At 71.4% G+C, this 24,243-nt stretch carries 29 protein-coding genes and 1 pseudogene; 16 read left to right on the plus strand and 14 right to left on the minus strand.

Annotated features, from left to right (window positions below; all coding sequences use genetic code 11):
* Positions 1-19 precede the first annotated feature (19 nt).
* From J4709_RS17085 to J4709_RS17095, 3 genes are read left to right on the plus strand one after another with little or no spacing between them, the layout of a single operon-like run.
* Positions 20-1,258, plus strand: coding sequence for an ABC transporter substrate-binding protein (locus J4709_RS17085; RefSeq protein ID WP_208241842.1), 1,239 nt, complete (start codon positions 20-22; stop codon positions 1,256-1,258).
* A gap of 11 nt (positions 1,259-1,269) precedes the next feature.
* On the plus strand, positions 1,270-2,130 hold the full coding sequence (locus J4709_RS17090; protein WP_208241843.1) for a branched-chain amino acid ABC transporter permease: 861 nt from the start codon (positions 1,270-1,272) through the stop codon (positions 2,128-2,130).
* Positions 2,131-3,114, plus strand: coding sequence for a branched-chain amino acid ABC transporter permease (locus J4709_RS17095; RefSeq protein WP_208241844.1), 984 nt, complete (start codon positions 2,131-2,133; stop codon positions 3,112-3,114).
* Between the two features lie 61 nt (positions 3,115-3,175).
* Here the strand turns inward: J4709_RS17095 and J4709_RS17100 are convergent, their stop codons facing one another.
* The 3 genes from J4709_RS17100 to J4709_RS17110 all read right to left on the minus strand — a co-directional run bounded on the left by J4709_RS17100 (position 3,176) and on the right by J4709_RS17110 (position 6,977).
* On the minus strand, positions 3,176-5,059 hold the full coding sequence (locus tag J4709_RS17100) for a helix-turn-helix domain-containing protein (RefSeq protein ID WP_232383622.1): 1,884 nt from the start codon (positions 5,057-5,059) through the stop codon (positions 3,176-3,178).
* Positions 5,060-5,070: 11 nt separating this feature from the next.
* A complete protein-coding gene (locus J4709_RS17105) occupies positions 5,071-5,859 on the minus strand; it encodes a 3-hydroxybutyrate dehydrogenase (protein ID WP_208241846.1) in 789 nt (262 codons plus the stop codon).
* Between the two features lie 80 nt (positions 5,860-5,939).
* Positions 5,940-6,977: an SUKH-4 family immunity protein gene (locus tag J4709_RS17110; protein ID WP_208241847.1), complete on the minus strand. Its 1,038-nt coding sequence runs from the start codon at positions 6,975-6,977 to the stop codon at positions 5,940-5,942.
* A gap of 93 nt (positions 6,978-7,070) precedes the next feature.
* Between J4709_RS17110 and J4709_RS17115 the strand changes: the two genes are divergently transcribed.
* A complete protein-coding gene (locus tag J4709_RS17115) occupies positions 7,071-8,021 on the plus strand; it encodes an alpha/beta fold hydrolase (RefSeq protein WP_208241848.1) in 951 nt (316 codons plus the stop codon).
* Here J4709_RS17115 and J4709_RS17120 read toward each other — a convergent pair.
* Genes J4709_RS17120 through J4709_RS17130 form a run of 3 tightly spaced genes read right to left on the minus strand, consistent with a single transcriptional unit; the run spans position 7,984 to position 10,396 of the window.
* Positions 7,984-8,805 carry a MerR family transcriptional regulator gene (locus J4709_RS17120; protein WP_208241849.1) on the minus strand — a complete coding sequence of 274 codons (822 nt, stop codon included), beginning with the start codon at positions 8,803-8,805 and terminating at the stop codon, positions 7,984-7,986. The genes J4709_RS17115 and J4709_RS17120 overlap by 38 nt on opposite strands.
* Positions 8,806-8,828: 23 nt before the next feature.
* Entirely contained in the window at positions 8,829-9,590 is a 762-nt protein-coding gene (locus J4709_RS17125; RefSeq protein ID WP_208241851.1) for an ABC transporter permease, read from the minus strand.
* Positions 9,587-10,396 (minus strand): ABC transporter ATP-binding protein, encoded by an 810-nt coding sequence (locus J4709_RS17130; RefSeq protein ID WP_208241859.1) that lies wholly within the window; start codon positions 10,394-10,396, stop codon positions 9,587-9,589. The genes J4709_RS17125 and J4709_RS17130 overlap by 4 nt, the downstream gene beginning before the upstream one ends.
* Before the next feature lie 217 nt (positions 10,397-10,613).
* On the opposite strand from J4709_RS17130, the gene J4709_RS17135 reads away from it, so the two are divergent.
* From J4709_RS17135 to J4709_RS17145, 3 genes are all read left to right on the plus strand, one after another.
* Positions 10,614-11,324: a helix-turn-helix transcriptional regulator gene (locus J4709_RS17135; RefSeq protein ID WP_208241861.1), complete on the plus strand. Its 711-nt coding sequence runs from the start codon at positions 10,614-10,616 to the stop codon at positions 11,322-11,324.
* Between the two features lie 280 nt (positions 11,325-11,604).
* The gene (locus J4709_RS17140; RefSeq protein ID WP_208241862.1) at positions 11,605-12,162 is read left to right on the plus strand and encodes a DUF3592 domain-containing protein; all 558 of its coding nucleotides are present in this window, start codon (positions 11,605-11,607) and stop codon (positions 12,160-12,162) included.
* Between the two features lie 145 nt (positions 12,163-12,307).
* Entirely contained in the window at positions 12,308-12,514 is a 207-nt protein-coding gene (locus tag J4709_RS17145; RefSeq protein ID WP_208241863.1) for a hypothetical protein, read from the plus strand.
* On the opposite strand, the pseudogene J4709_RS17150 reads toward J4709_RS17145, so the two are convergent.
* Positions 12,496-12,663, minus strand: a pseudogene (locus J4709_RS17150) (DUF397 domain-containing protein); the annotation flags it as partial. The gene J4709_RS17145 and the pseudogene J4709_RS17150 sit on opposite strands and share 19 nt — an antisense overlap.
* Positions 12,664-13,286: 623 nt before the next feature.
* Between J4709_RS17150 and J4709_RS17155 the strand changes: the two are divergent.
* Positions 13,287-14,540, plus strand: a complete 1,254-nt coding sequence (locus J4709_RS17155; protein WP_208241864.1) for an HNH endonuclease signature motif containing protein — start codon at positions 13,287-13,289, stop codon at positions 14,538-14,540.
* Positions 14,541-14,716: 176 nt separating this feature from the next.
* On the opposite strand, the gene J4709_RS17160 is transcribed toward J4709_RS17155, so the two are convergent.
* Genes J4709_RS17160 through J4709_RS17185 form a run of 6 tightly spaced genes read right to left on the minus strand, consistent with a single transcriptional unit; the run spans position 14,717 to position 16,478 of the window.
* On the minus strand, positions 14,717-14,902 hold the full coding sequence (locus J4709_RS17160; protein WP_208241865.1) for a DUF397 domain-containing protein: 186 nt from the start codon (positions 14,900-14,902) through the stop codon (positions 14,717-14,719).
* Positions 14,899-15,075 carry a DUF397 domain-containing protein gene (locus J4709_RS17165; protein ID WP_208241866.1) on the minus strand — a complete coding sequence of 59 codons (177 nt, stop codon included), beginning with the start codon at positions 15,073-15,075 and terminating at the stop codon, positions 14,899-14,901. The genes J4709_RS17160 and J4709_RS17165 overlap by 4 nt, the downstream gene beginning before the upstream one ends.
* Complete coding sequence (locus J4709_RS17170; RefSeq protein ID WP_208241867.1) at positions 15,072-15,257, minus strand: DUF397 domain-containing protein; 186 nt, start codon at positions 15,255-15,257, stop codon at positions 15,072-15,074. Before J4709_RS17170 ends, J4709_RS17165 begins: the two co-directional genes overlap by 4 nt.
* Positions 15,254-15,439, minus strand: a complete 186-nt coding sequence (locus J4709_RS17175) for a DUF397 domain-containing protein (RefSeq protein WP_208241869.1) — start codon at positions 15,437-15,439, stop codon at positions 15,254-15,256. The genes J4709_RS17170 and J4709_RS17175 overlap by 4 nt, the downstream gene beginning before the upstream one ends.
* Entirely contained in the window at positions 15,436-15,627 is a 192-nt protein-coding gene (locus J4709_RS17180) for a DUF397 domain-containing protein (protein ID WP_208241871.1), read from the minus strand. The genes J4709_RS17175 and J4709_RS17180 overlap by 4 nt, the downstream gene beginning before the upstream one ends.
* Positions 15,624-16,478, minus strand: a complete 855-nt coding sequence (locus J4709_RS17185; RefSeq protein WP_208241873.1) for a helix-turn-helix domain-containing protein — start codon at positions 16,476-16,478, stop codon at positions 15,624-15,626. The genes J4709_RS17180 and J4709_RS17185 overlap by 4 nt, the downstream gene beginning before the upstream one ends.
* A 131-nt stretch (positions 16,479-16,609) precedes the next feature.
* Here J4709_RS17185 and J4709_RS17190 point away from each other — a divergent pair, with 131 nt between their 5' ends.
* On the plus strand, positions 16,610-17,110 hold the full coding sequence (locus J4709_RS17190; RefSeq protein WP_208241875.1) for an ATP-binding protein: 501 nt from the start codon (positions 16,610-16,612) through the stop codon (positions 17,108-17,110).
* Positions 17,107-17,478, plus strand: coding sequence for a VOC family protein (locus tag J4709_RS17195; RefSeq protein ID WP_208241877.1), 372 nt, complete (start codon positions 17,107-17,109; stop codon positions 17,476-17,478). The genes J4709_RS17190 and J4709_RS17195 overlap by 4 nt, the downstream gene beginning before the upstream one ends.
* Positions 17,479-17,562: 84 nt before the next feature.
* Here J4709_RS17195 and aceE read toward each other — a convergent pair whose 3' ends face one another.
* Complete coding sequence (aceE, locus tag J4709_RS17200; RefSeq protein ID WP_372442102.1) at positions 17,563-20,352, minus strand: pyruvate dehydrogenase (acetyl-transferring), homodimeric type; 2,790 nt, start codon at positions 20,350-20,352, stop codon at positions 17,563-17,565.
* 218 nt (positions 20,353-20,570) lie between these two features.
* Here aceE and J4709_RS17205 point away from each other — a divergent pair, with 218 nt between their 5' ends.
* From J4709_RS17205 to J4709_RS17230, 6 genes are all read left to right on the plus strand, one after another.
* Positions 20,571-20,777 carry a DUF1918 domain-containing protein gene (locus tag J4709_RS17205; RefSeq protein WP_208241879.1) on the plus strand — a complete coding sequence of 69 codons (207 nt, stop codon included), beginning with the start codon at positions 20,571-20,573 and terminating at the stop codon, positions 20,775-20,777.
* Between the two features lie 75 nt (positions 20,778-20,852).
* Positions 20,853-21,260: a secondary thiamine-phosphate synthase enzyme YjbQ gene (locus J4709_RS17210; RefSeq protein WP_208241881.1), complete on the plus strand. Its 408-nt coding sequence runs from the start codon at positions 20,853-20,855 to the stop codon at positions 21,258-21,260.
* 264 nt (positions 21,261-21,524) lie between these two features.
* The gene (locus J4709_RS17215; protein ID WP_173095428.1) at positions 21,525-21,953 is read left to right on the plus strand and encodes a DUF3052 domain-containing protein; all 429 of its coding nucleotides are present in this window, start codon (positions 21,525-21,527) and stop codon (positions 21,951-21,953) included.
* A 144-nt stretch (positions 21,954-22,097) separates the two neighbouring features.
* On the plus strand, positions 22,098-22,556 hold the full coding sequence (locus tag J4709_RS17220) for a peroxiredoxin (protein WP_208241883.1): 459 nt from the start codon (positions 22,098-22,100) through the stop codon (positions 22,554-22,556).
* Positions 22,557-22,628: 72 nt separating this feature from the next.
* Positions 22,629-22,979: a hypothetical protein gene (locus J4709_RS17225; protein ID WP_208241885.1), complete on the plus strand. Its 351-nt coding sequence runs from the start codon at positions 22,629-22,631 to the stop codon at positions 22,977-22,979.
* Positions 22,980-23,099: 120 nt separating this feature from the next.
* Entirely contained in the window at positions 23,100-24,158 is a 1,059-nt protein-coding gene (locus tag J4709_RS17230; RefSeq protein WP_208241886.1) for a potassium channel family protein, read from the plus strand.
* The last annotated feature ends 85 nt before the right edge of the window (positions 24,159-24,243 follow it).

Here is a 24,243-nt window from a genome sequence, read left to right on the forward strand (position 1 = left end):
GAACAGCAGGGAGACCCCGATGACACTTGTGCGACGTTCGGCGGCGCTCGCCACCGCCGGAGCGCTGCTGGCCGGCTGCGCGGGCGGACCCGGCGGGGGCGGGGGGAAGATCAGCGACGGCAAGGTGGTCCTCGCCGTCCTCACCGACGAGTCCGGCGTCTACGCCGACCTGTCGGGCAGGAACGCCGTCCAGGCGGTGAAGATGGCCGTCGCGGACTACAAGGCCAAGTACGGCGACAAGGCCGTCGCGAAGAAGATCGAGGTGGTGGACGCCGACCACCAGAACAAGCCGGACATCGCGAACTCCAAGGCGCAGGAGCTGTACGACCGGCAGAAGGCCGACCTGATCGTGGACGTGCCGACCTCGTCGGCCGCCCTCGCCGTCGCGACCGTCGCCAAGAACAAGAAGAAGCTGTTCATCGACGTCGGCGCCGCGTCCACCGAGCTGGAAGGCAAGCAGTGCAACAAGTACACCTTCCACTACGGCTACAACAGCTACATGCTGGCCCACGGGACCGGTAGCGAGGTCACCAAGGACGGCTCTAAGAACTGGTACATCGTCTACCCGGACTACGCGTTCGGGCAGGACATGCAGAAGACGTTCACCGCGGCCGTGAAGGAGAGCGGCGGCACCGTCGTCAAGTCCGACCCGACGCCGTTCCCGAACGACAACTTCTCGACGTTCCTGCTGAAGGCGCCGGGGCTGAAGCCGAAGCCGCAGGTGCTCGGCGCCATGCAGGCGGGCGGCGACCTCGTCAACCTGGTGAAGCAGTACAACGAGTACAAGCTGCGCGACAAGGGCGTCGGGCTCGCGACGGGCCTGATGTTCATCACCGACATCCACTCACTCGGCCCGGACGCGCTCGCCGGCACGCGCTTCACCGACTTCTGGTACTGGAACGCCAACCAGGGCAACCGCGCCTGGGCGGACAAGTTCCAGGCCAAGACGGGCAAGCGCCCGACGGCCGTGCACGCCGCCGACTACTCCGCGGCCCTGCAGTACCTGGAGGCCGTGCAGCGCGGCGGCACCGACAAGTCCGACGGCGTGGTGAAGCAGCTCGAAGGCCACCAGGTCAACGACGTGTTCACCTCGACCGGGACCATCCGGCCGCAGGACCACCTCCTCGTCCACGACGCCTACATCGCGCAGGTGAAGCCGGGCAGCGAGGTCAAGGAGCCCTGGGACTACGAGAAGATCCTCAAGACGATCCCGGCGGCGCAGGCTTTCCAGCAGCCTGACGCGGCCTGCAAGCTGTAGGCGGGCCCGGCGTGCTGCAACAGGCGTTCAACGGGCTGGTGGGCGGGGCGTTCTACGCCCTGCTCGCCCTCGGCCTGGCCGTCATCTTCGGGATGCTCGGCGTCGTCAACTTCGCGCACGGCGCGTTCTACATGCTCGGCGCGTTCGGCTCCTACGTCCTGCTCGACTCGTGGGGCGTGAACTTCTGGGTCGCGCTGCCGCTCGTCCCCGTCGTGCTGGGCGTGGCGGGGACGGTGCTGGAGCGGCTGTTCATCCGCCGCCTCGCGCCGCTCGACCCGCTCTACAACTTCCTGTTCACCTTCGGTCTCGCGCTGATCCTGCAGGACCTGGTCAAGCGGGAGTACGGCGTGCAGTCGCAGCCGTACCCACGGCCGTCCGCGCTGGGCGGCTCCATCGACCTCGGCCTGTTCACCTACCCCGCCTACCAGGTGTTCGTGCTGGCGGTGTCGGTCGTGGTGTGCGCGGCGGTGTGGGTCGTGCTGACCCGCACCCGCGTCGGCATGATCGTCCGGGCGGCGACCGAGCGGCCGGAGCTGACCCGCGCGCTCGGCATCGACGTGGCCCGCTGGGTCACGCCGGTGTTCGGGTTCGGCGTCGCGCTCGCCGGGTTCGCCGGCGTGCTCGCCGCGCCGATGCGGGCGGTCAACCCGCTGATGGGCTCCGACCTGATCATCACCGTGTTCGCCGTGGTGGTGATCGGCGGGCTCGGCTCGGTGTTCGGGTCGGTCGCCGCCGGGTTCGCGGTCGGGATCGTCTCGGCGCTCGGCAACTACTACGTGCCGTCGCTGTCGCAGACGCTCGTGTTCATCCTGATGGCGGCGGTGCTGCTGTGGCGCCCGGCGGGGCTGTTCGGCCGCGAGGAGGCGCTCTAGATGGTCCTGTCCAAACTCGCCGGACGGCCCGTCCTGCTGGTCGTCGGACTGGTCGCGGCGCTCGTGCTGCCGTGGTTCGTGTACCCGCCGGTCGCGATGGACATCGCCTGCTGGGCGCTGTTCGCCGCCGCCGTGGACCTGCTGCTCGGCTTCACCGGGCTGCTGTCGTTCGGGCACGCCGCGTTCTGGGGGTCCGCCGCCTACGCGACGGGCCTGATCGCGGTGCACTCCGGGCTGCCGTTCCCGGTCGCGATCCTCGGCGGCGCGGCGTTCTCGGCGCTGCTCGCCGTCCCGATCGGGTACCTGTCCATCCGGCTGCGCGGCATCTACTTCGCGATGGTCACCCTCGCGTTCGCGCAGATGGTGTACTTCGTCGCCAACCAGTGGCGGGACGTGACGGGCGGGGAGAACGGCCTGCAGGGCATCCCGAGGAACTTCTTCGGCGTCGACCTGTCCGACCCGTTCTTCTTCTACTACGCGGGCCTGCCGTTCATCCTCGCCGGCCTGTTCGTCGCATGGCGGATCGTCCGGTCCCCGTTCGGACGGGTGCTGGTGTCCATCCGCGACAACTCGGCGCGGGCGCGCGCGCTGGGCTACAGCATCGACCGCTACAAGCTGCTGGTGTTCGTCCTGTCGGCGGCACTGTCGGGCCTGGGCGGCGGCCTGTTCGCCGTGGGCCACGGCTTCGCGTCCCTGGACGGCGTCTACTGGACGACGTCCGGGCAGGCCGTGATGATGGTCGTCCTCGGCGGCATCGGCACGCTGTGGGGAGGCGCGATCGGCGCCGCGCTGATCGTGGAGCTGAACGACTACCTCGCCACGGCCGGCTTCCAGGAGACCGGGATCATCACCGGCGCCATCTTCATCGTGGTGGTGCTGGTGTTCCGCCGCGGCGTCTGGGGCACCGCCCGCACCCTGCTGGCGAAACGCACCGCCCGCCACCCCGCGGACCCGGCACCGGCGAAGATCACCACCCCCGTCTGACCACGTTGACTTGCGGCGTGTCGTCCTTAAGGAAGCCCTTTTAAGGACGACACGCCGCAAGTCAACGGGAGAGGCGGTGCAGGCGGAGAGCGAGCTGCAGCTCCAGCGCGCGTTCGGGGGACTGCCAGTCCTCGCCGAGGAGGCGGGCGATGCGGTCCAGGCGCTGGCTGACGGTGTTGACGTGGATGTGCAAGCGCTCGGCCGTCCGGGACAGGCTGCCGCCCGTGCCGAAGTAGGCGTCCAGCGTCCGGACGAGGGCCGTGCCGCGCCGCTCGTCGTAGCCGAGGACGGGCCCCAGCGTGCCGTCGAGAAAGCCCGGGACGTCCCGCCCGTCGCCGATGAGCAGGCCGACGAAGCCCAGCTCGGACGCGCCGGCGCCGTCCCCGCGGCGGCCGAGGGCGAGCAGCGCGTCCGCGCAGCGGCGCGCCTCCAGGTGCGCCCCCGCGATCCCGGACGGGCCGTCCACCGGGCCCGCCGCGCCGACGGTCGCCGGGCGGCCGAGCGAGGCGCCGAGCTCCTTGGCGACCCGGCGGGCCGCCTCGCCCGCCCGCTCGCCCGGCAGCAGCAGGACGATCTCGTCGCCGCGCGCGGCGGCCAGGCCGTGCTCGACCGCCGCGAACGACGACGCCCAGAAGGCGGCGCGCTGCCGGTGGTCGTGCGACTCGTAGCGGGCGCACAGCAGCACGTGCGGCGCGGTCAGGTCGACGTTCACCCGCCGGGCCCGGACGATCAGCGTGTCGGCGTCGGTGCGGCGGCCCGACAGCAGGTCGTCGAGCAGCTCGCCGCGGACGCGGCCCTCCGCCTCGGTCACGCTGCGCTGGAACAGCACCAGCAGCGCGGTCACGAGCGCGGCGCGCTCCAGGATGCGCTGGTCGGCGCCGGACACCTCGTCGGCGGTGCGCAGCACCAGCGTGCCGAGCATCTCGTCGCCGGTCGTCACCGAGGCGATCCACAGGTCCCCGCGCCGGACGGTGCGTCCCTGCGCGCGCGCGGAATGCGCCGACGCCATCACGCCGGACAGCTCCTCGTCGCTCAGGGACGCCGACGCGGCCCCGGTCGTGGCGAGGTGCCGGCCGTCGGCGTCCAGGACGTGCAGCGTCCCGCCGAGCAGCTCGGTGACGACGGCGCCGACGTCCTCGACGCCGCCGCCGCGGACGACCACCGCCGTCATCCGGTCGTGCGCGCGCGCCGCCTGCTCGACGGCCGCGCTGCGCGCCTTGATGACCTCGTTGGCGGCGCTCAGCTCCTCCAACGCGGTCTGCGTCTCCTCCAGCAGGCGGGCGTTGTCGATCGCCACCGCCGCGTGCGCGGCCAGCGAGCCGAGCAGCGCGACCTCCTCCTGGTCGAACGGGCGCTCGCTGCGGTTCGCGGCCGTCAGCACCCCGATCACGCGGCTGCCCAGCCGCATCGGCACGCCGAGGATCGCGACGATGCCCTCCTCGGCCACCGCCGAGTCGATGAACCCGCGGTGCCGGAACTGCTCGTCGCCGAGATAGTGCGCGCTCGTGTACGGCATCGCCGTCTGCGCGACCAGCCCGACCAGGCCCGTCCCCATCGGCAGCCGCAGCCGCCGGAACGCCGCCGACACCGACCCGTCGGTGACCCGCATGTAGGTCTCGCCGCGCTCGTCGTCGTTCAGCGTCAGGTACGCGATGTCGGCGCTCAGCAGCCGCCGGGCGCGCCGCGTGATCGCCTCCAGCACCGCGTCGAGGTCGCGCAGCCCGGCGAGGTCGCCCGCGGTGTCGAACAGCGCGGCGAGCTCGGTCTCCCGGCGGGCGTGCCGCCGCATGATCGCCCGGACCCGCAGCGCGGCGAGCTTCGCCGCCTCCAGTTCGGCCAGCACGGTCGCCGAGGCGCCCTGCGCCCGCGCCTGCACGAGCGGCCCCTCGAACTCGACGGGGGACGCCTCGCGGGCGAGCAGTTCGAGGAAGACGCCGCAGGTCATACGGGCCATTGTCAATGCGACGTCCAGCCGCCGTCGAGAGCGAGGGACGCACCGGTCACCATCGACGCGGCGGGCGAGCACAGGTAGCCGACCAGCGAGGCCACCTCGTCCGGCTCGATCAGCCGCTTCACCGCCGAATGCTCCAGCATGATGCGTTCGACGACCTCGTCCGGGGCCATGCCGTGCGCGCGCGCCTGGTCGGCTATCTGGCCCTCCACCAGCGGCGTCCGCACATAGGACGGGTTGACGCAGTTGGACGTCACACCATGCGGAGCGCCTTCCAGCGCGATCACCTTGGACAGCCCTTCGAGCGCGTGCTTGGCCGTCACATAGGCCACCTTGTACGGCGAGGCCCGCAGCCCGTGCACGGACGAGATGTTGACCACCCGTCCCCAGCCCCGCTCGTACATGCCGGGGAGCGCCTCCCGGGCGAGCCGGAACGGCGCCTCCACCATCAGCCGCTGGATCCGCGCGAACACCTCCGGCGGGAACTCGTGGACCGGCGCCACATGCTGCACGCCCGCGTTGTTGACCAGGATGTCCGCGCCCGCGGCGATGCCGTCCAGCCGGTCGACGTCGGAGAGGTCGGCGAGCAGGGGGGTCCCGCCGATCTCGTCCGCCGCCGCGCGCGCCGCGTCGCCGTCCACGTCCGCCACCACCACGCGGGCGCCCGCCCGGGCCAGCAGCCGCGCGCAGGCACGGCCGATGCCGCTCGCGCCGCCGGTGACCAGGGCCCGTTTCCCCGACAGGTCCAGCGCTTCGGAGGTCCAAGCGGCGGGCCGGGGTGTCACGCTCGTCATGCGCAGAACCTACGAAGCGGCGCCACCTGCTCCCATGTGGCCCCGGCACACAATCCCTTGACGGATGGTATGGGCGGCCCTTACAGCAGGCCGTTCCACATCTGCTCGACGACGAGCGACCACCAGCGGTCCTCGCCGTGGAAGGCGGACGGGTCGACGGCCGCCAGCTGCTCCTGGATCCGCTCCACCATCGCGCCCGCTGCGTACGGGTCGAGCCCCCGCATCCGCTGCCGCCCCCGCGCGAGCAGCGTCAGCGAACGCGCGAGCTCCGCCGGTCCGGTGTTGACGAAGCGGGTCTTCCCGCTGTTCGGGTCCACGGCCCACACGCGGCCGATGATGTGCGGCGGGCCGGCGATCATCACGCTGAACAGGCAGTGGCCGTCGCCGCCGATGCTGACCAGCGCGTCCAGGTTGGCCAGCGCCTGGTCCGACAGCGGGCTGCGCCGCTCCCGCAGCTGCACGGCCGCGGGCTTGGCGGTCCATGCCTGGAAGATGTGCGGCACCTTCGCCGGCAGGCCCGCCTCGGCGAGCGCCGCCGCCTGCGGCGCCGGGACGCGGAGGCGCTCCAGCTCGTCCCGCGGGTAGCGGCGGACGCCGTCCGGGCCGAACGCCGACGCCAGCACGCGGCCGAGCTGCGCGCCGTCCAGCGGGGGAGCCTCCGGCACCGCCGGCACGGGGACGGGCGACGCCGCGGGCGCGGCGGGCTGCCCCATCAGCTGCGCCATCATCGCCGCCTGCTCGGCGTTCGCCGCGACGGCGGCGTCCCGCTCCGCCCTGGTCTCCCCGTAGGGCCGGCCGCACGAGATCTCGGCGTGCGGGAAGGCGAACTCGCGCAGCTGCGCGTCGCAGTAGCAGCCGGGCAGGCGGCACGGCTCGATCTCCGAGTGCGCCGCCGACACGCTCTGCGGGGGCACGCCGAGCCGCTGCAGCTCCTCCCACACCTGCCAGAACGGGGTCGGGAGCCCCGGCCCGGACACCTTGGCCAGGTAGGTCTCCTCGCCGCCCGGGGCCCGGTAGGTGACCGTGAGGGTGTTGCCCGCCCCCACCGCCGGCCGCCCCGGCGCCCCGCCGCCGCCCGGTCCGCCCGGTCCGCCCTGCCCATCGCCGCCGTCGTACATCGGCGTCCTGCTCCTTCGCCTGGTCCGTTCGTAATCGATCTTGAGGAGAGGCTAGCGTTGGGGCGGCATCCGCTGACGGGCGAGAGGGTTCCGATGACCGAGATCACGCATCGCTTCGTCGAGTCGCAGAGCGGACTGCGGATGCACGTCGCCGAGGCGGGGGAGGGCCCGCTCGTCCTGCTCCTGCACGGCTTCCCCGAGTGCTGGTACTCCTGGCGCCACCAGCTCACGGCGCTCGCCGAGGCCGGGTTCCACGCCGTCGCGCCCGACCAGCGCGGCTACGCCCGGACCGGCGGCCCCGCCGATCCCGGTTCTTACTCGATCCTGCACCTGGTGGGGGACGCGGTCGGCCTGATCGAGGCGCTCGGCGAGGGCCGGGCCGTCGTGATCGGGCACGACTGGGGCGCGCCCGTCGCCTGGCACACCGCGCAGATGCGCCCCGACCGGGTCCGCGGCGTCGTCGGGATGTCGGTGCCGTACCGCCCGCGCAGCTCCAAGCCGCCGGTCGCGTCGATGCGGCGGATGTTCGGCGACGGCTTCTACATGGTCCGCTTCCAGGAGCCGGACGCCCCCGAGGCCGAGTTCGACCGCGACCGCGCCGCCGCGTTCCGCCGGATGCTGTACGCCGCGTCCGGCGACGGCCCCGGCACCGCGCTGATCGCGCCGGAGGGCGGCGGCGTCCTGGACACCTGCCCCGACCCGGAGAAGCTCCCCGGCTGGCTCACCGACGACGACATCGCCGCCTACGTCGCCGAGTACGCGGGCAGCGGGTTCACCGGGCCTATCAACTGGTACCGCAACCTCGACCGCAACTGGGAACTCACCGCCGCCTGGCACCGCGCCCAGATCAGCCCGCCCGCCCTCTACATCGCCGGCGACCGCGACCTCGTCGCGACCGGTGCCGCGCACGCCGTCGAGCACCTGGCCGACTTCGTGCCCAACCTGCGCGACACCGTCTGGCTGCCGGGGTGCGGCCACTGGACGCAGCAGGAGCGGCCCGCCGAGGTCAACGACGCCCTGATCGGCTTCCTGCGCGCCCTCTAGCAGGCCGGCCGGGACGCTTCGGGAGCCGCTCCATCCGGGTCCAGCCGTTCCAGCCCCGCTCGCGCATCAGCTCCAGCATCCGCTCCGCCCGCGGATCGGCCTCGAGCGCGAGGGACTCCAGCAGGTCGAACGGCAGGTGGTCGCCGACCGTCGCGCCGAACTCGGCCTGGCCGTCGGCGTACGCCTGCTCGAACAGGCCGGCCATGATGTCGGCGGCCTCCACCAGGAGCCGGTCGTCGCCCGGCTCCCCTTCGATGATCTCCGACAGCACCCGGTAGAGCCGGACGATGCGCGGATCCTCCAGCTGCGCGAACTTCCCGGGCATGAACGCGCGGACGCGGTCGGGCCAGCGGGCCGAGACGAGGATCCACCCGTCCCGCTCGCCCTCCACGATCCGCTCCGACACCCCGAGCCCCCGCAGCCGGTCGAGATAGGAGACGATCTCCGGCGGGAGCACCAGGCCGTCCCCGGCGGCGAGCCGCGCGATCTGCTCGCGGCTGTTCTCCAGCCGTGCGATCTCCTCGCGCAGGCGGTCGTCGATCCGCCGGACGCCCTCGGCGAACGACGCGGAGTCGGCCTCGAGCAGGTGGCCGATCCGCGACAGCGGCACGCCCGCGTCGGCCAGCGTGCGGATCTTGATGAGGGACACGACCGCCGTCGCGCCGTACCGCCGGTACCCCGAGGCGTCCCGCTCCGGCTCGGGCAGCAGCCCGATCTGGTGGTAGTGCCGCACCGCGCGCACCGTCACACCGGCGTACGCGGCCAGTTGCCCGATCGTCAGCATGCTCCGATCCTCCCGCCGCCCCGTCAGGAGATCCTGCGGCGGTAGGTGATGCCGGCGAGCACGTAGGCGACGACGAGGATGCCGGCGCACCAGGCGAGCGCCGTCCACAGGCCGCCGCCGACCGGACGCTGCGCGAGCAGGGCGCGGATCGTGTCGACGATGGACGTCACCGGCTGATGCCGCGCGAACGCGCGGACCGGGCCGGGCATCGTGCCGGTCGGCACGAACGCCGAGCTGATGAACGGCAGGAAGACCAGCGGGTAGGAGAACGCGCCCGCGCCGTCCACGCTCTTCGCGGTGAGGCCGGGGATGACGGCGATCCAGGTCAGCGCGAGGGTGAACAGGACGAGGATGCCCGTCACCGCGAGCCAGGCCCCCGCGCCCGCGCCCGACCGGAAGCCCATGAGCAGCGCGACGCCGATGACGGCCGCCACCGAGACCGCGTTGGCCGCCAGCGAGGTCAGCACGTGCGCCCACAGCACGCCCGACCGCGCGATCGGCATCGACTGGAACCGCTCGAAGATCCCGCTCTGCATGTCCGTGAACAGCCGGAAGGCCGTGTAGGAGATGCCGGACGCGATCGTGATGAGCAGGATGCCGGGGAGCATGTAGTCCACGTACGACGCCGTGCCGGTGCGGATGGCGCCGCCGAACACGTAGACGAACAGCAGCATGATCGCGATCGGTGTGACCGCCGTCGTGATGAGGGTGTCCAGGCTGCGGGTGACGTGCCGCAGGGTCCGTCCGGTGAGGACGGCGGTGTCGCCCAGGAAGTGCGCGGTCATCTCTGCTCCTCGTCCACGGGGGTCCGGCCGTCCGCTCCGACGACCGCGAAGAAGATCTCCTCCAGGGAGGGCTGCTTCTCGACGTACTCGACCTCGGCGGGAGGCAGCAGCCGCCTGAGCCCGTCCAGGGTGTCCTCGACGACGATCCGGCCCTGGTGCAGGATCGCGATCCGGTCGGCGAGCTGCTCGGCCTCGTCCAGGTGCTGGGTGGTCAGCAGCACGGTCGTGCCGCCCTCGGCCAGCTCCTTGACGGCCTGCCACACCTCGATGCGAGCCTCCGGGTCCAGCCCGGTCGTCGGCTCGTCGAGGAAGACGACGGGCGGGTCCCCGATGAGGCTCATCGCGATGTCCAGGCGGCGGCGCATGCCGCCGGAGTACGTCGTGGCCTTCCGGTCGCCCGCCTCGGTCAGCGAGAAGCGCCGCAGTAGGCCGTCGGCGATCCCGCCCGGGTCCTTGAGATGCCGCAGCCGGGCGACCAGGACGAGGTTCTCCCGGCCGCTGAGGATCCCGTCGACCGCCGCGAACTGGCCGGTGAGGCTGATGGACGCGCGCACGTCTGCGGCCTGCGCCGCGACGTCGAACCCGTTGATTCGGGCCGTCCCCGCGTCCGCCTTGAGCAGCGTGGACAGGATCCGCACCACCGTGGTCTTGCCCGCCCCGTTCGAGCCGAGCAGGGCGAAGACGCAGCCCCGCTCCACTTCCAGGTCGACGCCGCGCAGCACGCGCAGCTCCTTGTACGACTTCTCCAGGCCCTGCACGTGGATCGCAGGCCCCTGGCCGCGACCGGCCGCTGGGGGGTTGCTCATGGCGGCAGCATGAAGGGTTGACGCTGCGTCAGGGTCAAGCCGTTGGGGTGCCGGAAGGGGGGGCAATGGTCAGGCCCGCGGGGGCGCGGGAACGGCGTCAGAGGCGACGCCTACGGCGCCAGAGGCGACGCCTACGGCGCCAGAGGCGACGCCTACGGCGTCGGGGGCGACGCCCACGGGGCGTCGGAATGTCGGAGGTGCCGCGTACCGTCGCGGCGTGAACCGCACCGACCGTTTGTACGCCCTCGTGGAGGAACTGCGGGCCTGCGCGCCGCGCCGGGTCAGCGCCCGGGAGCTGGCCGCGCGGTTCGAGGTGAGCGTCCGCACGATCGAGCGCGACATCGGCGCGCTCCAGCAGGGCGGCGTGCCGGTGTACGCCGACGTCGGCCGGGGCGGCGGCTACACGCTGGACAAGAGCCGCACCCTGCCGCCGCTGAACTTCACCCCCGCCGAGGCCGTCGCCGTCGCGATCACCCTCGCCCGCGCGGGCGGCTCGCCGTACTCCCGGTCCGCCCGCACCGCCCTGCACAAGATCGTCGCCGCGATGTCGGCGAACGACGGCGCCGCCGCACGGGAGCTCGCCGACCGCGTCCGCTTCCTGATCCCCGCCGACGGCGACGACGATCCGGCGTCCGTGCCCGCCGTGCTGGAGGAGGCCGTGCTGACCCGCCGGGTCGTCCGCCTCACCTACACCGACCGGACGGGCGCCGAGACCGAACGCGACGTCGAGCCCGTCTCGTTCACCGCGTCCAGCAGAGGCTGGTACCTGACCGCCTGGTGCCGCAAGCGCGGCGGCCGCCGCATCTTCCGCACCGACCGCGTCCGCCGCGCCGCGTTGCTGGAGGAGACCGCCCCGGAACGGCCCGTCGAGGCCATGCACGACGACGTCCCGTCCGACTATGTAGTCCGCCCGCTCGAATTCGTCTGAGAACCCCGCTCGCCCACCCTCCGCAGAGGTGGCCGGCGCGTCTATGCTCCGCTGCTGTGGGGCAATCGAACACTCGGCCGGCAGCAGGGGTCGTCCTGGCCGGCGGCCGCACCCGGGTGTGGGTGGAGCAGGGCGCCCTGCACTGGAAGCGTGGGCGGACGACCGTCGTCGTGCCCGGGACACGGATCCGCAAGGTCGAGGTCGCCGGGAGGTCGCTGGCCGTGCTCCCCTTGCGGACACGGAGGTCGAGGCCCTGACGGTCCGGCACCGCAACGAGACCATGGTCGCCGCGCTCGGCGCGGAGATCGAAGCGATCATCAGCGATCCCCGCCCGTCGGAGGACCCGCAGCCGATATGGCGGCATCCGGTACGAGCGTGGCCCCTGCGCGTTCAGGCCGGTCTGCGTGACCGCGTCCTGCATGGCGGCCCGTGGTGGCGGCGTGCGCTGTGGTACGTGGTCCTGGGGTTTCCCCTGGCCCTCTGGCTGCCGGTGGAACCCCGTCTCCTCGGGCCGGTCGCCTGGCTGCTCCTCCCGGCCGGCGTCGCCTTCCTGCGCCTGTGGGTCGGCATGGCGGAGTTGGACACGCGGTGGGTGATGTGGCGGCGGGGCGTCACCGTGCGCGCCCGATTCGAGAAGGACCCGAACAGCGAGGCCGACCTCGCCTGCGTCGTCCACTTCCGCACGCTCGACGGCCGGGAGGTCACGGCGCACCCGGCGACGCGAGGGTGCCGCGACGAGATCAGATACGACCCCGAGGACCCCTCACGCGTGCTCGCGCCGACCCGCGTGGCCTGGCTGGGGATCGCCCTGGTCGCCTTCATGCTGACCGGTATCTGAGGCGTGGCCCTCAGCGTCCCGGTGGTTCTCTGGCTGATCAGGCTGCTGGCCTTGCCGTTCTGACAGAGCGCACGCCCGTCCGGCCACGGAGCGCACGCTCGTCCGGCCCCCACCGGATTCGTCCGACCGGCGTAACGTCTCGACCATGAGCGAGTCGGAGGAGCCCGTGCTCCACCTGCCGGAAAAGGACAAGCACGGCATCGTCCAGACGCTGTGCGGCCAGTACGTCTCCCCGGACGAGGTCCGTGACGACCCGCGCGAGGCCACCTGCAAGCAATGCGTGGAGATCTGCAGGGACGAGGAACAACGCAGGTTCGACGCGGAGGAAGACCACTACGGCGAATCCCTCTGATCAGCCCCTCCCAGGACGGCGAGGAGAGCGGCAAACCCTCGACGGCTGAGAGTGGGGTGCCCAGCGTCGGGGTTCTTGCTGTCGCGGATGCCGACACGTCCGCCAAGGCCGCCGATCTCGACGCACTCGCCTCCGTGACCGCCGCTGCAACTGCTCTTGTGCTAGCAGGTCGGGGTGGTCATGGCCGCAGGTGAGCGAGGAGGTCGGCGAAGTCGTGGGGGTGAGGGTGGGGGTGTCCGGCGGCGGGGTCAGTGCTGTCGCGGGGGCCGATATCCGCCGAGGTTGGTGTTCTCGACGAAATGCATTTCGGTGCCGCAACTGTAAGTGTGCTGCGGTGGCGGGGTGCGGTGATCGGGCGGGATTTGTGTTCGGTGTTCGGTGTTCGGTGTCATGGCATGAATGGTGAGAGGGGTGTTCGGGTCTTGGGGCGAGATGGTGTTCGGGTGGTGGGGTGGCGCTGGCGTACGGGGCCGCCCCTCCAAAGTCAAGGGCGCCTTCGGCGTCGCTGCGCGATGGACTTCGTCCACCCTTGACTTTGGAGCCTCTGCGGCCCCTGAGGCAGCGTTAGGGGCAGGCTCCGCCTGCCCCGCCCCGGGTCGCGCCACCCCACCACCCCCTTCCGTAAGGGACGAAAGGAGCCGCCAGCCAAGGGATGAAATGGGCAAAGAGTCAGAGTCGGGCAAATTGCCGGGCGGAGTCGGTTGGGAAATCCAACCCTGAAAAATGCCCACTCAGAGGTTCGATTCCCGGTCACGCATGGTATTCTTTATATATGCAATCAGTGACGGTCGAGCTGGGGGCCGCGTCCACCATGGAACTGGTGAACGCGCTCTCGACCATCGCCACTGAACTCGCCACCCGACAAGCCCCCAAATCAGCCGCCGCGTCCCTGGAATTGGCCGAGTCACTGGCAGCCGCCACCGATCTGCAGGAAAGCGCGCTCGCGACTCTCATCGGCCGGGTGGACGCCGCCGGAGAACAGCAGCGGTGGGGATACCCCTCCACTCGCGCATGGCTGCGCTCCAAGCTGGGCATGCGAGAGAGCCGCGCCAAGGAGCGCTTGACGCTCGCGCGGCAGCGGCATCGCCTCCCGGAGGTGGCCAAGCGGCTGGCGGCCGGAGACCTGTCCTACGGCTACGCCACCACCGTCGCCGACTCGGTCGCGCGGCTGGACGACATCGACTGCGCGCAGGCCGAGGCCACGCTGTTGGAGATGGCCGATCAGGGCTTCTCGGCTGGGAAGGTCGCCTCGTTCGGGCAGCGGATCCGTGACGTCATCGCCGAGCGCGACGGTAGTGAGGATGCGCCGGACGAGGATTCCAAGCGCGGGTACGACAAGTCGTGGATCACGACGACACGTTCGCTGGACGGTGGCCGGTACATCAAGGGCTGGCTGAACCCTGAGGACGCCGCGATCTGGGACGGCACCCTCGCGCCGCTCGCCAAGCCGGCCGGGCCCGACGACCGCCGGGACGTGAGCGAGCGCACCGCCGCCGCCCTGTCCAGCGTCCTGTCCGGCGGACACAAGGCCACCAAGGTCACCGTCATCTGCGACCTGGACACCCTCACCGGCGGCAACGCCCCCGCCCGCCTCACCGACGGGACACCGATCCCCGCCGCCCAAGCCCGCCGCATCGCGCTGGCCGCCGGAGTGTCACCCCTGCTCCTCGGACAAGGCAACACCCCGCTCTACCTGGGCTACCGGGAACGGTTCGCCAGCGCAGCCCAACGCCAAGTCCTCGAAACCCTCTACCCCACCTGCGCGGTACGCGAATGCGAAACGCCGGGGACACTGTGCGAAGTGGACCACGTCGGCGGATGGGCACTCGGCAGGTCACCCACCGACATCGATCAACTCGCCCTCACCTGCGGATGGCACAACCGGTTCAAACACACCAGCCCCGACCAGATCCACATCACCAAAGACCCAGACGGGCGCTACGTCTACCGGCTGCTCCCACCACCGGACGCGCATCGGCGGACCGGCAGCGGACCACCCGACCCGACCCTCGACTGGGCCGCATGACAACGCAGCCCGCGCCTCGCATGGCCGCCCGGCATCAGCACAGCCGGGCGGCCGGCATGCCCACACAAGATCGAGGGCCTACGTTCCGCTCCAGTTGCCAGGACGGGCCTGGTCGGCTTAAGACGCCACTTGCGCCGCGAAACCATCGCCCACCCTCGTCCCGCTGCCCTGCCCGATCACGGCTGTGAGGTCATGTGGGTGAGGAGGGCGGCGAAGCCCTGGCGGGTGAGAGCGAGGTGCCCGGCGCCCGGGTTCTTGCTGTCCCGAACACCGATGCCCTCGTCGAGGTCGGCGACCTTGACGCATTCACCTTCATTGGCGCCGCTGTGGCTGCTCTTGCGCCAGTGGGCCGAGGCGGTCACGGCTGTGACGTCATGTGTGCGACGAGCGCGGTGAAGTCGTGGCGGGTGAGGGTGAGGTGTCCGGCGTCGGGGTTCTTGCTGTCGCGGACGCCGACCTGGCCGTCCACGTCGCTGAGTTCGACACAATTGTTCTCGACGCCGCCGCTGTAGGTGCTCTTGCGCCAGCGGATCATGGTCGTGAGGTCAGGTGGGTGAGGAGGGCGGCGAACTCGTGGCGGGTGAGAGTGAGGGGCCCGGCGCCCGGGTTCTTGCTGTCCCGAACACCGATGCCCTCGTCGAGGCTGGCGACCTTGACGCACTCGCCTTCGTCGCCGTCGCTATGGGTGCTCTTGCGCCAGTGGGTCGGGGCGGTCACGGCTGTGACGTCAAGTGTGCGACGAGCGCGGTGAAGTCGTGGCGGGTGAGGGTGAGGTGTCCAGCGTCGGGGTTCTTGCTGTCGCGGACGCCGACCTGGCCGTCCAGGTCGGCGACCTCCACGCACTCGCCTTCGTCGCCGCCGCTGTGGCTGCTTTTGCGCCAGTGGGCCGGGGCGGTCACGGCCGCAGGTGGGTGAGGAGTGCGGCGAACTCGTGGCGGGTGAGGGTGAGGTGTCCGGCGGTGGGGTTCTTGCTGTCGCGGACGCCGACGCGCCCGTCAAGGTCTGCGAGTTCGACGCAGTTGCCTTCGTTGCCGCCGCTGTGGCTGCTCTTACGCCAGGCGGGCTGGATCAATGCGGGAGTGCTCATGATTGCGACGCTATCTCGTCTATCAGCTTCAACGAAGCGGTTCTGCTCAGGGCTGCCGAGAGCAGAAGTTCGAAGGTCTCCTCGTGGGCTGAAACCTCCTCCTCGTCTTCCACGAAGAGGCTTCGGGCGAACTGGTCGACCACGGACACGGTGAGTTGCCCGGGTGGGCGCAGGGAGATGAGAAGGTGCGGGCTGCCGAACCAGAGGTACGCGCTGCCTGTCCTGGGGAGCACGCGCAGGTCCACGTGATCGAGCCGGGCGGCTTCGGCCAGTCGCCGAATTTGTGCGCGCAGGATCGCGGGATCCGCGCCGACCTGGTTGTGGAGGACCGCCTCCGTGATGATCGGCATATAGCGAGGTGGGTCTGGGCGCTCTAGTACCTGCTGGCGAGAGAGCCGGAAATCGACCAGCGTCTTGGCGTTGCGCGGCCGTTTGGCAGGGCCGACGGCGATGAGTTCCTTCGTGTACTCGGGGATTTGGAGAAGCCCGGGGACGATGCTGGGCTCGAAGTTGCGGATTTCGGCGGCGTCCTCTTCCAGGCTGGCCAGGTCCAGGGCGGCGGCGGAGATCCGGTACTCGTACGTCCGCTTCCATGAACCGGGGGTGTGGGTGGCGAGGTGGAGGAGGGATTCGCGGAGGGGGCCGTCCTCGATGGCGTAGAGGTCGAGGAGGTCGCTGAGTTCGTCGGGGGAGATCGTCTGGAGGCCGTTCTCGACCATGCTCATCCAGCCCTGCGAGCGGCCGAAGCGGCGGGCGACGGTGGCGACGGTCAGGTTGTGGCGGTCGCGGGCTTTGCGGAGCGCCGAGCCGATCCGGCGCTGGCGGACGGTGGGGGCGGTACCGGAAGGCATCCTTCAAGAATGTCACTGAGTGTGTTGGATCGGTGACCCGTTGAACGTTCAGTCGGGAAACGTTCAGAGGCGGTGCGGGGGGCCTGGCGAACGGCGAATGTGGCGGGCGTTTCCGAGTCGAGGGGAGGCGCATGATGGGAGCGCCCGAGAACAGAGGGACGGGTCCGGGCGGGCTGGTCGTGGTGGGCGCGCTCACGCTTCCGGGTGTCGGGCGGTCCGTCGGGCACGCGCGGCGGTTCCTGCGGGACATGCTGCCTCCGGACCATCCGGGGCTGGACGACCTGGTCACGGTGGTGAGCGAGCTCGTCTGCAACGCCGTCACGCACACGGTGTCGGGGCGGGTGACGGTGAGCCTGCTGGCCGGGGACGGTCTGCTGCGGCTGGAGGTCGCCGACGAGGGGGGCGGCGGGCGTCCGCGGCTCGGGGCGGAGACGGGCGGGGAGAGCGGGCGGGGGCTGCGGATCGTGGACGCCCTGGCGCGGAGCTGGGGGTTCCGGCCGGACGGGCCGGGGACGGTCGTGTGGGCGGAGTTCGGGTCGGCCGGCCGGAACTTGTTCGGAAACCCCGACAGGGGGCTGTCGCGGGACTCCTCGAACCTGATGCCCACAGCGTTCCAAGGAGGAGACCGATGACCGTTCCCGCTTTCAACACCGTCGCCTGGTTCCAGGTCGGCACCGACGCCCCGGAGGAGGCCCGCCGGTTCTACGGCGAGATGTTCGGCTGGACGTTCTCGGGGGACCCGGACGGCGGCTACGACCTGATCGCCTACCCGGGCGCCGAGGCGCCCGCCGGGGGCGTCTCGCACGAGCCGGACGCGTCCCGCAGCCACGCGATGTTCCTGGTCCTGGTCGAGGACGTCGACGCCGTCTGCGAGCGGACCGTGCAGTGCGGCGGCAAGGTCGCGATGCCCGCGGTGACCGCGCCGAGCGGCCTCACGTTCGCCTACCTGGAGGACACGTCCGGCAACCAGTTCGGTGTCTTCACCCCGCCGGCCTCCTGACCGCCGGCACGACGAGGGGCCCCGGGCGTCCGCCCGGGGCCCCTCGCGCGGGTGATCGCGGCCTACACCTCCGCGATCACCGGCTCAGCTCTCGCCGCCGGTGTTGCTCTCGGCGCTGCCGACACCGCCGGCGAAGACGTCGCTGACCTCGGCGTCGAGGTGGTAGCGGCGGATCGCCTCGGGCAGCGCCTCCGGCTTGATCTCGCCGTGCCGGGCCAGCCGGGTGAGCACCGCGAGGACGATCGACGCGGCGTCCACGTGGAAGAACCGGCGGGCGGCGGCGCGGGTGTCGGAGAACCCGAACCCGTCGGTGCCGAGCGAGGTGAAGTCCCCGTTCACCCATGGCGCGATCTGGTCGGGCACCGCGCGCATGAAGTCCGACACCGCGACGATCGGGCCGGCGACGTTGTCCAGCGTCCGGGTGACGTAGGGGACGCGCTGCTCGGCGTCGGGGTTGAGCAGGTTCTGCTCGTCGCACTCGCGGGCCTCGCGGGCCAGCTCGTTCCACGACGTCGCCGACCACACGTCCGCGGCGACGCCCCAGTCCTCGGCGAGCATCCGCTGGGCCTCCAGCGCCCACCGGCCGCCGACGCCGGACGCGAGGATCTGCGCCCGGGGCGGCTGCCCGTTGCCCGTCGACACCTCCGGCGCCGCGCGGAACCGGTAGAGGCCCTTGAGCAGGCCGTCGACGTCGAGGCCCTCGGGCTCGGCGGGCTGCTGGTAGGGCTCGTTGTAGACGGTGAGGTAGTAGAAGACGTTCTCGCCCTGCGGGTGCTCCTCGGACGTGCCGTACATGCGGCGCAGCGCGTCCTTGGTGATGTGCGCCAGTTCGAACGCCCACGTCGGGTCGTAGTGGACGCAGGCGGGGTTCGCGGCGGCGAGCAGGGGGGAGTGGCCGTCGGCGTGCTGCAGGCCCTCGCCGGTGAGGGTGGTGCGGCCGGCGGTGGCACCGAGCAGGAACCCGCGGCCCATCTGGTCGCCGAGCGCCCACATCTGATCGCCGGTCCGCTGGAACCCGAACATCGAGTAGAAGATGTAGACGGGGATCATGTGTTCGCCGTGCGTGGCGTACGCGGTGCCGGCGGCGATCGTGGAGGCCATCGAGCCGGCCTCGCTGATGCCCTCGTGGAGCATCTGGCCGCTTTCGGCCTCCTTGTAGGACAGCAGCAGCTTGCGGTCCACCGCGTCGTAGGTCTGCCCGTGCGGCGAGTAGATCTTGGACGTGGGGAACAGCGAGTCCATGCCGAACGTCCGGTACTCGTCCGGGGCGATCGGGACGAACCGGGCGCCGAGGTTCTCGTCCTTGATCAGGTCCTTGAGCAGCCGGACGAACGCCATCGTGGTCGCGACGTTCTGCTTGCCGGAGCCCTTGCGCAGCTCGCTGTAGACGGGGTCGCCGGGCAGCTTGAGCGGCTTGGCGCGCACGACGCGCTTCGGCAGGAACCCGCCGAGGGCGGCGCGGCGCTCGCGCATGTACTGGATCTCGTCGGAGTCCTCGCCCGGGTGGTAGTAGGGCGGCAGCGGCGCCTCCAGCGCCGAGTCCGGGATGTCGAGGTACAGGCGGTCCCGGAACTCCTTCAGCTCGGCCTTGGTGAGCTTCTTCATCTGGTGGGTGGCGTTGCGGGCCTCGAAGTCGGACCCGAGCGTCCAGCCCTTGATGGTGTGCGCGAGGATCACGGTCGGCTGGCCGACGTGCTCGCGGGCGGCCTTGAACGCCGCGTACACCTTGCGGTAGTCGTGCCCGCCGCGCGACAGCTTGCGCAGGTCGTCGTCCGGCAGGTGTTGGACGATCTTGCGGAGCCGCGGGTCGGCGCCGAAGAACTTCTCCCGGATGTAGTCGCCGGTCTCCACCGAGAAGGTCTGGAACTGCCCGTCGGGGGTGGTGTTCATCTGGTTGACCAGCACGCCGTCGACGTCCTGGGCGAGCAGCGGGTCCCAGTCGCGGCCCCAGATGACCTTGATGACGTTCCAGCCGGCGCCGCGGAAGAACGACTCCAGCTCCTGGATGATCTTGCCGTTGCCGCGTACCGGGCCGTCCAGCTGCTGGAGGTTGCAGTTGACGACGAAGGTGAGGTTGTCCAGCTCCTCGCGGGCGGCCAGCCCGATCGCGCCGAGCGACTCCGGCTCGCCCATCTCGCCGTCGCCGAGGAACGCCCACACGTGCGAGCGGGAGGTGTCCTTGATCTTGCGGTTGTAGAGGTAGCGGTTGAACCGCGCCTGGTACACCGAGTCGATCGCGGTGAGGCCCATGGAGACGGTGGGGAACTCCCAGAAGTCCGGCATGAGCCGCGGGTGCGGGTAGGACGACAGGCCGCCGCCGGGGTGCGACTGCTCCTGCCGGAACCCGTCGAGCTTCTCCTCCGGCAGCCGTCCCTCCAGGAACGCGCGCGCGTAGATGCCGGGCGCGGCGTGCCCCTGGATGAACACCTGGTCGCCGGACTCGCCGTGGTCCTTGCCGCGGAAGAAGTGGTTGAAGCCGACCTCGTACAGGGACGCGGCGGAGGCGTAGGTGGCGATGTGGCCGCCGACGCCGAGCTCGGGGCGGTTCGCCCGCGACACCATGATCGCCGCGTTCCACCGGATGTAGGCGCGGATGCGGCGCTCGACGTGCTCGTCGCCGGGGAACCAGGGCTCCGACTCCGGCGGGATCGTGTTGATGAAGTCGGTGCTCCGCAGCCCGGGCACCCCGACCTGCAGTTCCCGTGCCCTTTCCAGGAGGCGGAGCATCACGTACCGCGCCCTGCCGCGGCCCTCGGTCTTGATGACCGTGTCCAGCGATTCCAGCCACTCCCGGGTCTCGTCCGGGTTGATGTCCGGCAGCTGGCTCGGCAGGCCGTCGCTGATGATCGAAAAGCGTTGACGTCCGGAAGCCACGGGATCCCCTCTGTGCTTGCCGTCTTTGCTGGTGGGACCGGGTCCGCCGTTCGGCGGGCCGCGGTCCCCGGCGGAGGTGTCCCACCGCCCGGTTTCGTGATCCATCGTCGTCGTTCGTGACGGCTAACGCATCTCTACCAACCGGTAACCATTCTCCCCGGTCAACCGGGGTACGCACCTTTCGAGGAGCCGTTTTTCGACGAGATCGGAGGGGAGCCATGAACGCGCGAATCGGGGACCTGCTGCACGTCCACGGCGCGGTCGTCGGGCAGCACGACCGCGTGGGCGAGATCATCGAGATCCGCGGCGACAGCGGAGGGCCGCCGTACGTGGTCCGGTTCGAGGACGGCCACGAGGCGCTGGTCTACCCGGGGCCGGACGCCGTCGTCGAGTCCCGCGAGGCCGCCCGGCACCCCGTCCGGTAGCGGACGGGGCGCGCCGGGCCCGATCCGCGCGCGCCGGGATGCGTCCGGCGCCGCGGATCGGGTAGACCTGCGATCATGGAGAGCACCGTGGTCCGGGTGACCACCGGTACACAGGAGGTCGTGCACGACATCACGGCCGAGTGCGAGCGGTTCGCCGCCGCAGGCGGCGGGGACGGCCTGCTGCACGTGTTCGTGCCGCACGCCACCGCGGGCATCGCGATCATCGAACTGGGCTCGGGCAGCGACGACGACCTGCTCGCCGCGCTCGGCGACCTGCTCCCGGCCGACGACCGGTGGCGGCACCGGCACGGGTCGCGGGGGCACGGCCGCTCGCACGTCATGCCGGCGCTCGTCCCGCCGTACGCGGCGCTTCCGGTGGTGGACGGCCGGCTCGCGCTCGGGACCTGGCAGTCGGTCGCCCTGGTCGACCTCAACGTGGACAACCCGGACCGGCAGGTCAGGCTGTCCTTTCTGCGGGGATGAACGGGGTGAACGGGGGAACGGTCCTGTCACGGGACCCGGGGACGGCCGCGTGCCGTCACCCTCTGTGGAGGCCCGGTGACGGCGACCGCCGTGATCGGGCCAATGAGCCCACCAAAAGCCGGGAAGACACTTGCGCTAGGGGCCCTCACTTGTGTGGACTGTCCCGCAAACACCGCACGGGTGCGGTAGGCCGCCCGGCACGGGGGCCTGGAAACGAGAAATGCGCGGGACACCGTGCGGACTGACGACAATGGGAGGACTTTCGTGAGCGCGACCGCGGGTCAGGCGCAGTCTGAGCGCAGCCTGGCCGAACGGCTCGGCCTCAAGCCGGGCCAGGTGGTGCAGGAGATCGGCTACGACGACGACGTCGACGAGGAGCTCCGCCGCTCCGTCGAGGCCGTCACGGGGACCGAGCTGGTCGACGAGGACTACGAGGACGTGGTCGACATCGTGCTGCTGTGGTGGCGCGAGGAGGACGGCGACCTGTTCGAGGGCCTGACCGACGCGATGATCCCGCTCACCGGCGGCGGCAACATCTGGTTGCTGACCCCGAAGGCGGGCCGGGACGGGCACGTGGAGCCCAGCGACATCGGCGAGGCCGCGCAGACGGCCGGCCTGTCGCAGACGAGCAGCGTCAGCGCCGCGAAGGAGTGGTCCGGAACGCGGCTGGTCGCGCCGAAGGGCCACAAGTAGCCGCACGGCCCGGTGCCGCCCGCCGCGACGGCGGGCGGCCGGGCCGTCCGGCTCCGGCGGCGGGTGGCAGACTGGGCCCGTCCCCCACGCCCGTGGGGGCGCCCACACCCCCCGCCCGGGCGGGGACGATCCGCGGGAGAGGCTTTGTCGGTTGAGGTAGGCCAGAGCGCACCGGACTTCGAGCTGAAGGACCAGCACGGCACCCCGGTGAAGCTTTCGGACTTCCGGGGCGAGAAGAGCGTCGTCCTGGTGTTCTATCCGCTGGCGTTCAGCGGCGTGTGCACGGGCGAGCTGTGCCAGATCAGGGACGAGCTGCCCACGCTCGGCGGCGACGACGTGCAGGTGCTGGCCGTGTCGGTCGACTCGGTGTTCGCGCTGCGCGCCTGGGCCGAGCAGGAGAAGTACCAGTTCCCGCTGCTGTCGGACTTCTGGCCGCACGGCGGGACGGCGCAGCGCTACGGCGTGTTCGACGAGGAGAAGGGGCTCGCGCTGCGCGGCACCTTCATCATCGACGCGCAGGGCGTGGTCCGCTGGAAGGTCGTGAACGCCATCCCGGACGCACGCGACCTCGACGAGTACCGCAAGGCGCTCGCCGGGCTCTGAGCGAAACGGGCCGGTCCCGGCCGCGCGGCGCGTCCCGCGGCCGGATCCGGCCCCCGCACCCCTGGAGGTGTGATGCCCTGCTTCCGCTGCGGGGCGCGGCAGACCGACCCCGTGCGCGGGGCGAGCCCGTGGAGACGCGGTGTCCGGGCCGACCACCAGGTGCTGGTCTGCCCCGGCTGCCAGACCGCCCACGACTGGGCGGACGGCCTCGACCGCTGCGCGGCCTGCGGGTCCGTCGTGCTGGTCTGCCGGCTCGGCGAGGTCGAGTGCCGCGACTGCGGTCACACCCGGGAGGCGGTTCGCGACGGCCCCCGTCCCGCGGACCTGGTGCCGTCGAGCGCGGCCCCGAGGGACGACCGCGGGCTGTCGGAGGAGGTCGCGGCGGCGCTGAGCCGGGTGCTGAGGCGCGGCCCCGCCGGCTGACCGGGCGGATGGCCGCCTCCGGCCATCGTCCGGCCCGATCACGCACCGTGATCACTTTCCCTGGCATTTTGCGGCATTCAAGACTTGACGGGGTTTTTCGCCTGCTGGCACGCTGCGCGAATGCCGATCATCCTGCTGCGCCTGGCGCACCGCGTCGCGGCGCGGTCCTGGCGCGCGCCGGCCCTGGTGCTGCTCGGGGCGTTCGGCACCGGCTGGCTGCTGATCGCGGTGTTCGAGAAGCCCGGCGCCGAGATCAAGCGGCCGTGGAACTACATCTGGTACTTCTTCGTCAGCGGCACCTCCACCGGTTACGGCGACCTCTACCCGTCCTCGACGGGCGGCCGGATCGGCGGCGTGATCGTGATCGTGGCCGGGCTCACCGCGGGGCTCGTGCTGTTCGCCGAGCTGACGCTCTGGATGGCGAAGGGCAGGACGATGCGGGCCAACGGCCAGGCGCAATTGCATGCCAAGCGGCACATCGTGGTCGTCGGATACGAGCGGGACGGGCTGCGCGCCATCATCACCCAGCTGCGCGCCGATCCCGAGTTCGCCCGTACCCCGGTCGTCACCGTCTTCTGGCCGGGCCAGCTGACCGGTGAGAACCCCGACCCGGAGCTGTACGACGTGATCGCCTTCGACGACACCGCCTACGGGCGGGCGTGCCTGGACGCGGCGCGGACGGTCGTGGTGGTCGGCCGCACCGACGACGAGACCGTGCGGGTGATGCTGGGCGTCTCGGCCTACCTGCGGCGCCACGGCGAGCCGTCCGTGCACCTGCTGGCGGGCGTGCACGACGGCGGCCGCCGGGCCGAGATCACCGAGGCGCTCGCCCTCGTCGGCCCGGACATCGAGCCGGTCGACATCGACGACCCCGCCGTGGTCGCCGTCGCGATCCGCAATCCCGGCGTCGCCGCGATCTACCACAATCTCGCCAGCACGCTCGACGCCGACGGCACTCTCTACCGCGTGGACGTCCCCGACGGCGCCGGCGAGTGGCCCCGCCTGGACGTGGCGATCTTCCTCCTGCGCCGCGGCAGCACCCTGCTCGCCGTCGGCGAGTCGCACCGGCCGAACGCCCGCTTCCGGCTGACGTCCGACCCGGGCGAGATGGTCCGCGGCGGCCAGTCCCTGGCGGTCGTCGCCCCCGACCGCCCCCAGATCCCCTGGCAAGAGCTGTAGCCCCGCCTTCAGCCAGCACCCCGCCCGCACTGGACCGTCCTTAACCCTCGCCGTCATGGACCGAAACGTTGCGATCGCGTGCGAA

The sequence above is a fragment of the Actinomadura violacea genome, from assembly GCF_017573465.1.
Taxonomy (GTDB): domain Bacteria; phylum Actinomycetota; class Actinomycetes; order Streptosporangiales; family Streptosporangiaceae; genus Spirillospora; species Spirillospora violacea.